Source organism: Bartonella sp. TS25HLJMH (assembly GCF_042193505.1).
Taxonomy (GTDB): domain Bacteria; phylum Pseudomonadota; class Alphaproteobacteria; order Rhizobiales; family Rhizobiaceae; genus Bartonella; species Bartonella grahamii.
On sequence record NZ_JBHILV010000024.1, the window covers coordinates 1 to 13,103 of the forward strand.

The 13,103-nt window shown below is 37.1% G+C and carries 8 protein-coding genes and 1 pseudogene; 3 read left to right on the forward strand and 6 right to left on the reverse strand.

What is annotated here, in order from left to right; genetic code table 11:
• The 3 genes from ACFINF_RS08105 to ACFINF_RS08115 form a co-directional block, all read left to right on the forward strand.
• Positions 1-810 (forward strand): autotransporter domain-containing protein (locus ACFINF_RS08105; protein WP_375620434.1); only part of this gene is annotated, 810 nt, incomplete at its 5' end.
• Positions 811-1,493: 683 nt separating this feature from the next.
• Positions 1,494-5,648, forward strand: a complete 4,155-nt coding sequence (locus ACFINF_RS08110; RefSeq protein ID WP_375620435.1) for a right-handed parallel beta-helix repeat-containing protein — start codon at positions 1,494-1,496, stop codon at positions 5,646-5,648.
• Between the two features lie 123 nt (positions 5,649-5,771).
• Positions 5,772-6,500, forward strand: a complete 729-nt coding sequence (locus ACFINF_RS08115; protein WP_375620436.1) for an autotransporter domain-containing protein — start codon at positions 5,772-5,774, stop codon at positions 6,498-6,500.
• A 659-nt stretch (positions 6,501-7,159) separates the two neighbouring features.
• On the opposite strand, the gene ACFINF_RS08120 is transcribed toward ACFINF_RS08115, so the two are convergent.
• The 6 genes and pseudogenes from ACFINF_RS08120 to ACFINF_RS08145 all read right to left on the reverse strand — a co-directional run.
• A complete protein-coding gene (locus tag ACFINF_RS08120) occupies positions 7,160-7,942 on the reverse strand; it encodes an ABC transporter ATP-binding protein (RefSeq protein WP_375620437.1) in 783 nt (260 codons plus the stop codon).
• Positions 7,929-8,813: an ABC transporter ATP-binding protein gene (locus tag ACFINF_RS08125; RefSeq protein ID WP_375620438.1), complete on the reverse strand. Its 885-nt coding sequence runs from the start codon at positions 8,811-8,813 to the stop codon at positions 7,929-7,931. Before ACFINF_RS08125 ends, ACFINF_RS08120 begins: the two co-directional genes overlap by 14 nt.
• Positions 8,806-9,735: an ABC transporter permease gene (locus ACFINF_RS08130; protein ID WP_375620439.1), complete on the reverse strand. Its 930-nt coding sequence runs from the start codon at positions 9,733-9,735 to the stop codon at positions 8,806-8,808. Before ACFINF_RS08130 ends, ACFINF_RS08125 begins: the two co-directional genes overlap by 8 nt.
• A 2-nt stretch (positions 9,736-9,737) precedes the next feature.
• Positions 9,738-10,811 (reverse strand): ABC transporter permease, encoded by a 1,074-nt coding sequence (locus tag ACFINF_RS08135; protein ID WP_375620440.1) that lies wholly within the window; start codon positions 10,809-10,811, stop codon positions 9,738-9,740.
• A gap of 112 nt (positions 10,812-10,923) precedes the next feature.
• On the reverse strand, positions 10,924-12,525 hold the full coding sequence (locus ACFINF_RS08140; RefSeq protein ID WP_375620441.1) for an ABC transporter substrate-binding protein: 1,602 nt from the start codon (positions 12,523-12,525) through the stop codon (positions 10,924-10,926).
• A gap of 372 nt (positions 12,526-12,897) precedes the next feature.
• Positions 12,898-13,103: pseudogene (locus tag ACFINF_RS08145) on the reverse strand (ABC transporter substrate-binding protein); the annotation flags it as partial.

The window sequence follows — 13,103 nt, forward strand, 5'->3', positions numbered from 1 at the left end:
TTATACACCTATGGAAGCACAGGAACCTTATCTTCTGAGCGTGGTCCTCTCAAATATGGTTATGGTGCTGATATTCGTTATGCTGCTCTCCAGGCCGGTATGGCATTGGAAGCAATGGAAGGACAAAGCGCAACCACACATTTTGGTCTTGTAGGCACCTATGGGCAGCTGTCGTTCACACCAAAGAACATAGCAGATGCAGGGAAGAGCACACTGGATAAATGGTCTCTGACAGCTTACGGAACTATACAACATAACAATGGTCTGTATGTGGATACACTCTTGTCCTATGGCTTTATACGAGGAAATATCACCAATGCTCTCATTGGAAAAACTGCAAAGTTAAACGATGCGAAAATGTTGAGTGTCTCTACTACCATTGGCAAAGAATTTGCAACCAGTGTAGAAAGCTTAACCTTCGAACCGCAAGCGCAATTTGCTTATCAACATTTGATGTTTAATGCTATTGAAGATGCTGATAATTTTACTGTTGATATGAACAATCCTTCGCAATGGTTGATCCGTGTTGGTGGACGTTTGACAAAAACCGTTTCTGCTGAAAACAATCGTCCGATGTCTTTCTATGGAAAAGTAAATCTGATCAAAACTTTTGGTGATGATGGGACCATTCAGATTGGCAGAGACTTTGACCTTGATCCTATGGGACCTGCAATTGAAGGCGGCATTGGCATCAATGCACAGCTGTCTCACAATTTCTCCCTTCATGGTGATGTAAGCTATCAACAAAAGCTTCAGAAAACTGGTATCTCTGGTGCAAGCTTTTCAGGTGGAATACGCTATCAGTTTTAAGAAAAGACTTTAAAAATAGCCTATCATTCTATTTAATTTAACAAAAAGCAGCACAATAGTGCTGCCTTTCTTTGTATATTAAAGCCGTCTTTCTCTTTTCAAGGATCTCTCTTCTATTCATGTGAAAAATGCAGCGCAGAACATTCTTCTACGAAACTTATTCAATCAGATACAATAAACATAACAAGAATCCTCAACAAATTTATGCGACACATTCAAGAAGAATGCTATGCTTTGTAAAAACACATCAAGCAGTATTCTTTATCTTAAATAGAAAACGCATTTTAAATCCAAAATGAGGAAACTTTTTTCATTTTTGCTTATTGCTCCCAACTGCGCTTGCCCTCCCCTTTTTCCTTAATGCGGAAAAAATTGTAACCGATATTATGCGCCTTCAACAAAAATCTACATAAGCTAAAATTCACTTAAAATATTGTTGCTGAATATTCATTTTATATTTAGAATATAATATTTAATTACTAAATAATAAGCTAAAAAAAGAATTATTATTTAATAATACATTTGAATTGAATATAAATTATATTATCATATACTTTAATTTGACAGGTAAGAATAAACAAAATAGGCTGAATCGATTATTTTATTGAAAACCATCTATTTTCACTTCTTCTTATAAAGTCGGCGGGAAAATGAATGTTGGGGGCTTTAAAAGGAGTGGATTGATGCCTAAAAAATTTCTTCTATCCTGCACAGCAATTGTGGCAGTTGTACTGTCTGGTATCCATCTTAATGCACAAGCTAAAAATCTTGAAATTTCAGAAAGTAAAAAAGAAGTTTCCAACGAAACCTATGAAATTATTCACGCAAAAAAAGGTAGCCAAATTATCGGCAAGCATTTGACGATAATCGGAAACAAAAAAACAAACACCAATATAAGTACAAATACGCACGCTATAACAGCTGAAGGTTCTAACACTACGATTGAATTACTGGATGGTACAACCATTAAAGGAACTGGTTCTAGCATTTTCTTCGGTCTTGTAGCAAAAGATGGTGCTACACTAAAAATGACTGGGGGAACTATTACAGTTTCCAACACTGGCGCTAAATTCTTGAACAGTAAGAATGCTGAAAACAAGCTAAAAGATATAATAATATCAAGTGGCAAAGGCAAAGCACCACTAAATTTTGCAATAGTTGCAGACAAAGACAGTGAAATCACTTTAGAAAATCTAAAAGTGAGTAAGGCAATGAATAGCGTCGTCGCAAATAATCAGTCTAAGGTCACAATCTCTGGAGGATCATTTGATGCAAAAGGCGCATCAATACATGCTCTAAGCAACGGCACGATTACTTTAACTAACAATGCTCAAATTACATCATCTGATAACGTTGGTCTCTACGCAGAAGGCTCAAAAGCCAAGATCACAATGACGGGAGGAAATATAACAGGAAAAGATGCCGCATTATCTGCAACCAAAGGTGGCCATATTCAAGTCACAGACGTGTCCTTAAAAATAATAAATAGCCCAACTTTCACTGTCAATGCTTACAATTCTGATACCATAATTGAGTTGCTCGGAAATACAACCATTAGCGGTGATGGAGGTGGACTTTTTGCAAAAGATAATGCTATGATCAAAATGACTGGAGGATCCATTAACGCTTCCTATATTGGTGCTAGCTTCAATAATAGTAAGAACGCTGGAAACAAGCTAAAAGATATAATAATATCAAGTAGCAAGGGCAAAGCACCACTATCCGGTGGTGTATTTGCATACAATGGCAGTCAAGTCACTTTAGAAAATGTAAAAGTAACTAAGGCAATGAATAGCGTTACTGCAAATAATAAATCTGAAATCACGGTATTGGGAGGATCATTTGATGCCACAAAGGCAGCAATATCTGCTTACAATGGCAGTCGCGTAACTCTGACCAACAATGTTCAAGCTACATCATCTCATGGCACTGGACTTCATGCAACAGATTCAGAAACCACAATCGAAATGACGGGAGGAAGCGTAATCACAGAAAAAATGGCGTTGGTTGCAGAAAACGGTGGACATATCAAGGTCACGGATGTTGCGTTAACAGCGACGAATGATAAAATCGGAACAGTTGTCGCCGGCGGTCCGAACAGCATGATTGAATTGCATGGGAATACAACAATTAAGAATGCTGTAGTCGGTCTTCATGCACAAAACAGTGGAATGATAAAAATGATCGGAGGGACCATTACAGCTTCTGAAACCGGTGCTGGTTTCTACAATAGTAAGAGCGATGAAAACAAGCTAGAAAATGTAACAGTTACGCAGGCAAAAAGCGGCATAGCTGCGAATAATCATTCTAAAGTAACGGTTTCTGGAGGATCATTTGAGGGGAAAACCGTAGGAGTATACGCTGGAAACGATAGTAACATTACTTTAACTAGTAGTAAAAAAGGCAATGTGCAAGTTACATCATCATCGAATAGCAAAGGACTCTATACAAATGGTTTACATTCTACCATCACAATGACGGGGGGAACAGTAACCGGAGAATTAGCATTAAATGCAGAAAACGGTGGGCATATTAAGGTTACAGATGTTTCTCTAACAACAACAAATGGCAATGGGGGAGGAGCAGGAGTTGATAGCGCTAATAGTATGATTGAATTATATGGAAATACAACGATTAAGAATGCTACTGTCGGGCTTTTGGCAAGTAATGATGGCGTAATTAAAATGATAGGGGGAACCATTACGGCTTCTGCAACTGGTGTTGGCTTCGTGAACAGTAAGAGCACCGAAAATAAACTAGAAAATGTAATAATATCAACAGGTAAAGATAAAAATTCAGGCAACGGAATACGTCTAGAGAAAGAAAGTAGACTCACTTTAAAAAATGTAAAAGTGACTCAAACAGGCAACAGCGTAATTGCAAATAATCGTTCTAACATAACAATCTCTGGAGGATCATTTGATTCAAGCTATGCAACAATATGTGCTCAAAACGGCAGCAGCATCACCTTAACGGACAATGCTCAAATTACGTCATATGATGAAGCAGGACTCTATGCACAAGACTCAAAATCCACGATTATAATGACAACAGGAAGCGTGACAGGAAAATATACAGCCTTAGAAGCAGATATAGGTGGCCATATTACGGTTACAAATGTTGCTTTAAAAGCAACTAATAATGGCAGTGGTGTAGCTGCTGGTGCAGCTTCCTCTGGCTCTAACAGTGTGATTGAATTGCTTGGAAATACAACGATCAGTGACGTTAAAATCGGAATTGATGCGCAAAACGATAGTACAATCAAAATGATCGGAGGAACAATTACTGCTTCCGAATCTGGCGTTCATTTGTTAAAAAATAAGAGCAATAACAAACTGAAAGATGTAACGATATTAAATAGTAAGGACAATGCACTACTGATCAACGCAATAATTGCAAGAAGAAGTGCCATTACTTTAGAAAATGTAACCGTTCCGCAAGCAATCAATAGCATAATTTCAGATAATGGTTCTCAAATAACAGTTTCTGGAGGATCATTTAACGCAGAAGGTGCAGCAATATCTGCCATAAACGGCAGTACCATTACTTTAACTGACAATACTCAAATTACATCATCTGACGACGCTGGACTCTATGCAAAAGACTCAAAATCTGTCGTTACCGTAACGGGAGGAACAGTACAAGGTAAAACTACTGCATTATCTGCCCAAAATGGTGGACGTATTAAAGCCACGAATGTTACTCTAATAACAGCAGATAGCAACGGATCCGGTGCGGAAAGCCAAGATGTTGGCAGTTTAGTTGAATTATATGGCCATACAACGATTAAAAATGCTGAGATCGGACTTTCTTCAGAAAATGGCGGGATGATTAAAATGATCGGAGGAACAGTGATTGCCGAAAATAGTGCATTTGTTGTAAATAATAATGGACATATTGATGTGACAGATGTTTCTGCCACAGCAGAAGATAGAGGTATAGCATTTGAAAAATCCAAGAACAATAAAACATCAGAAATCAATTTAACCAATACAAAACTTCACATTAAAAATGGTACTGGAATTAATGCAAATGAATCAATTGGTAAAATCAATCTCAAAAATTCAGAAATCCGTGCCAATGTTTTATTAGTAACCGAAGCTTCAACGAAAAAAAATGATTTCACTTTTACACTAAACGCCGATCACTCCATCTTAGACGGCAAAGTGAGCACCGAAAAAAAATTCAAAACAATCTTTGATTTGCAAAACAATACGAAATGGACATTGAAAACAAGCACAAATAAAAAAAGCCAGAACGAACAACTGCTTGATATTGCTCAAAGAGTACGTTCTGATATTTCTGTCCTTAACATCAATGACAGCTCTATTGTTTTTGAAGAGCCAACAGAAGATCATTATCACACGTTGCACATAGGATCTGGCAGACCAAATACTAAAAAAGTCTACAATGCTACAGGAAAAGCAGAAATTCATTTCAATGTCGAATGGAGTGATAGCGCTGCCGTAAACAAACAAAAAGCTGACCATCTTCTGATTCACGGTGATGTTTCAGGGACTACACTGGTTTATATCACTGGACATTTAGAAAAAAACAATATTAAAGCAGACACTTCTGCTCTTACCAGTGTACGTGGTCTTTCACTCATTCAAATCTCTGGAAAAGTAAATCAAAACTCTTTCAAACTTGCAAATGGCTATATCACAATAAGTGGTTCACCTTATAAATATATACTGAAAGCTTATGGACCAAAATCAAACCACAGTAAAACAAATACTGAACAAAACCTTTTAGGAGAAAATAAAAACTTTTGGGATTTTCGCTTGCAACCAGTACTGCTTGATAGCGACTCAAAAGTAAAAAACATCGTGCCATAAATACAAACTCTTTGATCATGCCCAGTGCTCTCTTGTATGCTGGATTGACCGATATGGCTAAGCAAAGTGCAACTGTTAACCAATATGCGACATTTGTCTTAAGGAAAGAATAAGACAAACGGAATGGCTTTTTCTTATACACCTATGGAAAAACAGGAAGCTTATTTTTTGATAAGTAGTACTTCTAGTAGATATGGTTATAGCAGTGCTCATCTTCGTTATGCTGCTCTACAAGGAGCTGTTAACTTTGTCGCGCTAGAAGAGAAAAATATCTACAACACATTTTGGTCTTATAGAAACCTACGGACAACTCTCTTTGCACTCCAAAGAATATGCAAGACAGCAAGTAAGAGCATATTGAATAAATGGTCATTTCACTCACCGCCTATGGCAGTAAACAGCGTGACAGTGGTTTCTATCTTGATACGCTGTTTATCCTATGGCTTCCTAAAGGGAAAGATCACCAATGCCCTCATTAATACAACCGCAAAATTGAAAAATGCAAAAATGTTGGCGATCTCCACAACTGTTGGCAAACAATTTGCAACGGGTATTCAAGGCGTAACATTCGAACCACAGGCACAGATTGCCTATCAACATTTGATGTTTGATACCATTAAAGATGCTGATAATCTGACCATTGACATGCAAAATCCTTCTCAATGGATGATCCGTGTTGGTGGACGTTTGACAAAAACCATTGCCACTGAAAACAGCCGTCCTATGTCTTTCTATGGAAAAGTAAACTTAATCAAAACCTTTGGTGATGATCAGACATTCCATATTGATAAGTATTATAAACGTGACCCCTCGGAAAGTTCCGTTGAAGGTGGGCTTGGTATTAGTGCATAATTGTCCGTTAACCTCTCCCTTCATGGTGATGTCAGCTATCAACAAAAGCTTCAAAAAACTGGTATAAGTGGTGCAAGCTTTTCAGGAGGAATACTCTATCAGTTTTAAATCAAGACTGTAAAAAATAGCCTATTCAATTTAACAAAAAGGCAGCATATTGCTGCCTTTTTGGTTTATTATAAGCTGTTTTTAAGCGCTGTTTTAAATAGAGAACAGCGAAATATTTGAAGACTGTCATTGACCATTGGATGTTTTTTACAAAAAATTCTTTTTATAAAGAATAAAACTGTAAAAAAGAGAACAACCAAAAACAAAATGATATTGTAAAATAATGAGAAGCTTTTCTAGAAAATACAACATTACTATCTTTTGTTATTTCTCACAAATTTAATGCTTAAAATCCCAAAATAAAACTTTTGAACATAAAATGATAAGTAAAAAATAATGCAATAATATCAAACAAAGAGATGTATGTTATAAGTCATTCGTATATTTCAAAATGGGAGTTCTAATAGGATTTAAAATATTACAGCTCAAACACTGCCCAGAAAATCCATACTGAAAAAATCCTATTATCCCCTTCCCTCTTAACAATGCCGCCAAACATCTCCAGAAACTTCAAAACAAATAAAATTGCATTTTCTCTTCTGTAAAATTGATCATGCTCTTTGCTCTCTATGGACAATAGGCTCTATACTTGCTTCAAAAAACTCCTTTGTATAATCGTGTTGCGCATGTAAATTACGCAATTCATCATTGCTAAGCTCTTCAAGAATAATCCCTTTATGCATAATTCCAACACGTTCACAAATATGTGCAACAACAGCAAGATCATGGGATACCATCAAATAAGTAAGCTTTTTTCTCACGCGCAATGATTTCAACAAGTTTAAAATTTCAGCCTGTACCGACACATCCAATGCAGATGTTGGCTCATCAAGCAACAAAACCTCTGGCTCAATAATTAAAGCACGTGCAAGAGCAATACGCTGACGTTGCCCTCCAGACAGCTCATGAGGATAACGATAAAGAAATGAAAAATCTAAGCCAACGGAATCTAAAGCATCCTCCACCCGCTCCTTTTGATTATCCATCCCATGGATTTTGAGAGATTCAGAAAGAACCGTATGGACCATTTTTCTTGGATGAAGTGAAGCATAAGGATCTTGAAAAACCATTTGAATACAGCGTAAAAAATCCTTACTTCTTTTCTTCTCGACTTCTTGTCCAGCAAAAAGGAACTTTCCACTATAATCTGGAATAAGCCCCACCAATGTATTCAAAATTGTTGATTTTCCACATCCGGATTCACCAATCAAACCATAAGCTTCACCACGCTTAATATGAAAATTAACATTTTTAACAACTGTTACTGCCTTATGCCTATGACCAAAAGTTACAGATAAATTAGAAACATCAATAATATTCTCACAATTTGTCATGAGGAACCTCCTCAACACCATTAACAATCGTAGGATTATACAACCAATCAGGATCACGCTCAGGGACAGCCAAAACATCAACAGGATTATCAAGCCGTGGCAAACTCGCGAGCAATGCCTTCGTATAAGGATGACAAGCGTGAGACAAATCAGAAGCAGGCAACTCTTCTAACACACGGCCTGCATACATCACCAAAATACGATCACAAAAATCAGCAATCATATTCAAATCATGACTAATGAAAATAAGTCCCGTTCCAGATTTTGTCACAAGTTCATCTAAGACAGATAAAACTTGTCGTCTGACCGTAATATCAAGTGCAGATGTTGGCTCATCGGCAATAATTAAATCAGGTTTTGGAATGAGCATCATTGCAATCATCACACGCTGCCCCATCCCCCCTGATATTTCATGAGGAAATAGGCGCATCACATGTTCAGGATCACGAATATGAACAGATTCTAACATAGATATAGTCCGTTCTTGCGCTTCAACTTTTGAAACACGATAATGAATACGGTAAGCCTCCATAATCTGCTCACCAATCCGTATTAATGGATTAAGTGAATATTTGGGGTCCTGTAAAATCATTGAAATACGCTTCCCGCGGATTTTTCGCATCTGAGGTTCACTTGCGGTCAATAAATCAACATCCTCAAAGCGCATTTTTTTAGCTTTAACAATGGCTGCTCTTGGACTCAACCTTAGTATTGCGCGCCCAGTCATCGATTTTCCAGATCCGGATTCACCAACAATTCCAATTTTTTCTTTTCCAACAGAAAAACTAACGCCACGCACAACTTCTGAAATGCCGCGCGTTGTAGGAAAAGAAATACGTAAATCTTCTACTTCTAATAATTTATTACCCATTGCGTGGATCCAATACATCACGAAGACCATCACCTAAAAGGTTGAAAGCAAGACTTGCAAATAATATCGCACAGCCTGGTATTGCCGCCAACCACCAATTTGTCATCATAAATTCCCGCCCTGAAGAAAGCATCGCACCCCATTCAGGACTTGGCAGTTGAGCTCCCAACCCTAAAAAACCAAGACCAGCAGCCGTTAAAATAATTCCAGACATATCTAAAGTTAATCGTACAATCACTGAAGGAATACACATGGGCGCAACGTGAAACAAAATAATTCGCCAAGCAGAAGCCCCTTGCAAGCGAACGACAGAAACATAATCAGAAGAACGTATTGTCAAAGTCTCAGCACGTGCTAAACGTGCAATGGGAGGCCATGCTGCAATTGAAATTGCAATAGAAGCATTTTCAATCCCTGGTCCCAATGCGGCTGAAAATGCAAGAGCTAAAATCAAACCTGGAAAAGCAAGAAAAATATCGACAATGCGCATGAGCACAGTATCAACCCATCCGCCCATATAACCAGATACAGTTCCAACAATAAGCCCTATTGGACCTACAATAACTGTTGTAAGAAAAACAACATAAAGAGTAATACGGGAACCAAAAACAAGGCGACTAAAAATGTCACGTCCTAATTCATCTGTTCCAAAATAATGCGCCATAGAGGGTGGCTGCAACCGATGCCCTAGATCATTGCTAAGAAAATCATGCGTAGCAATCCAAGGAGCAAAAAATGCACATATGATAATAATACAAATAATAAGCAGACCGAATACAGCCGAAAAGTTATGAAAAAACTTAACCAGCGCGTGATAAATCCTTTGTATGTTTGCTTGAATTATAGAGCGTGGAACAGGGTCGTTTAACCAACAACCCAAAAAAGATGATGATTGCGATTTATGATGATTACTTACTGTCATATTCAACGTGTCCTTGGATCAAAAATGCGATAAAGCAAATCAGAAAATAAATTAATGGCGACAAAGATAAATCCTACAAGTAAAGTACATCCTACAACTGCATTCATATCTCCGGCTAAAAGAGCATTTGTCAAGTAATGTCCAAAACCAGGCCAAGCAAAAACTGTCTCCGTTAAAACAGCCCCTTCTAATAAAAAAGCATAAGAAAGCGCAACAACGGTAATAACTTGAACAGCAGCATTCTTAAAGGCATGTCCCCATACCGTTCGCGCCCACGATAAACCCTTTACACGTGCAGTAATGATATATTCCTGATTAAGCTGCTCAATCATAAACCCACGAGTCATACGGCTAATATAAGCCATAGCACCGAAAGCTAAGATCAAAGCAGGCATAATAATGTGACTAAAAACATTACCAAAAGCCTCCCATTGTCCTTGGCTTACAGTATCCCAAAGAAAAAATCCTGTTTTTGGTTCGAAAGAATATTCATAAAGAAAATCAATACGTCCTGGACCACCAACCCAGCCAAGCTTGGCGTAAAATATTAACAAAGCCATTAACCCGAGCCAAAACGTCGGAGTAGAATAACTTACAAGTGTAAAAACACGAACAACATAATCAATAAATGAATCGCGATACATTGCTGCAAAAACACCAAATGGAATTCCAAGACTTGTGCCAATAACAATAGCAACAGTTGCAAGCTCTAATGTTGCAGGAAATACACGCATAATATCAGCTAGAACAGGACGCCCAGAAGTTAAAGCATCTCCAAAGTCAAATAAAAATACATTATGAAGATACTTCCAATATTGAACAATCAACGGCTTATCAAGACCCAGCTTATAATACATTGCGTCATAAGCTTCCTGACTGATATTATCACCAAGAATAGACAGAACTGGATCTAGAGGAAGTAGATGACCAAGAAAAAAAGTGATCGTCACCAACCCAAGCAATGTGATAAAAACTGAAATAAGAAGTTTCAATCCTTTGCATAAAAAATCCCATAAAAATAATCTTTTCTGCTTTTCTGATATAGCTCTTTCAGTTTCTGAAAGTGGCAAAACCATTATAAAAATCCCCTCTGTAGCGACAAAACATAAAGCAAATACCTTTTTTTATATAACGAAACAACCTCTTATTAAGCATGTTCTACAATCCTTCTCTATAACATGCTTCTTTTTATTTTTCTGCTTCATTGTAATAAAGTCTATAACTGTTCCAAATCCATTTTTTGACATCAGGTCCCATACCAACGGTATAATATGTCTGAAATAAATAAACCATAGGACCATGCTCTAGCACATAATGCTGTAAAGTACGATATTGTATGATACGCTTATTGGGGTCTTTCTCAAACAAAGCATCCATCACCATGTTATTAATATTTTCATCATAATACCCAGCGCGCCAAGCCAAATACATATTGTGCTTTTTTGTAAATGTTGGATCAGGATTAAACACGTGATTTAATGAAGCAGGATGTCCATCAGGATCGGCACTCCCCCACCCCATAATAGCAGTATCATAATTTCCACCACGTACACGGCTCAACAATTGATTTTGTGCCATTTTTTCAATTGTCAGCTCAACACCAATTTTACGTGCATTGGCTTGAATAGACTGTGCAACAGACGACATATAACTAAGGCTTCCAACTAAAAGATTAGCTTTAAAACCGTTCGGATAACCAGCCTCAGTAATCAACTGTTTTGCTTTTTTCAAATCCAACTTAAAAGGCAGACCTTCTTTTTCATCCAAAGCACCAGGAACACCCAAGGACATATAAGTTGCCCGCGGAATAGCAATCCCCTTCAAAACAGTTTTTCCAAGACCTTCATAATCAACCAAATAACGAAGTGCTAATCTGACCTTTTCGTTTGCAAAAATTGCATTCTTATTATTTAATGATAGATAAATAATCTGGGGGCGCAAAACACGACTAATTTTGACTGGACCTCCCTGTTTTTCAAGATCTAAAATATCCTCTGAAGAAAGATCACGCGCTATATCCACATCACCTTTTTCCAAAAGAAGTCTTTGACTTGATGAATCTGCTACGTGCTGCACAACAATCTTCTTAATTTTAGGCACATCGCCCCAATAATGCTGTGTAGCCTCTAATACAACTTTATCTCCTGGAGACCAGCTCACCAATTTATAAGGTCCAACACAAGCCGAATGTGTCGCTAAATATTTATTTCCCATATCACCGTTAATACTCTGCGCTTCAATTGTTTTCCGATCAAGCAAAGCAGAAGCATAAGATTGTCCAATAACAGTCAATATGAGCTGAATAGGATAGGGTTTATCTAATTTTAATTGCAAAGTCTTATCATCAAGAGCCTGAATATTTGTTTCAACATTGTTTTTAGTAAACCCATAATCCATTAAAGATTGGGCATAGCTCAATCCTAATTTAATAATCCGCCGCATCGACCATACCAAATCTTGCGCCGTTGCTGTTCTTCCATCATTAAACTTTAAATCATCACGAAGATGAAAAACTATTCTTTTGCCATTATCTAAAACATCCCAAGATTTTGCCATAGCAGGGCGAATTTTTGTAGGATCATGCTCATCATACTGAACTAACGCGCTACAAATATTTGTCAATAACTCACTCGTCACAACTTCAACAGTTTGCGCTGGGTCAAAACTACTCATTGAATCAATATTCCATGCCATCACCAATATATCTTTAGATGAAGCACTAAATGCTGATGCTATAGCCCCATTTAAAAAAGCTATTATGCTTAATAAAACAAAAAATTTTTTCAACATTTTTTTCCCATTTTTTCTATTATATTCTTGTGCCTTTTTACACATAGTCGTTGTGAGTTTGCTCTTTCATCTTTTAAATAGCATAGTATCAAACATCAACTTCATTTAATCAAACTAAGCATCTATAAAATAATTCTCTCATACATCAATCTATATTCGGGATGCAGAGAATCTGTAGCCACAAAAAAAGATCTTCTTCAATATAACTTTCTATATTCATCCTTCCTTAATAAACGACCTCCATCATATACAGCACAAACATCCCTCACAGTTTCATCCTTTAAAAAACTGAAGGACTTTTATGTGAAAAAATATTTTCATCATGCATTATGATCAAGCTATTTTTACCTTTGACAACACGAAAAGACACTCTTATTTTTCAATTTTACTATAAAAAATACGCGGTGCACTATTCCAAACCCATTTTTTGACATCTGGTGTCATCGCTATAACGCTATATTGCTGGTAAATAAACGCATAAGGTCCTTTTTGCATAAGTTTACGTTGTAAATCAGCATATATTTGCGCCCGTTTTTGTGGATCTTTTTGAAACAACGCCTCTTCAACTTTTTGATTCA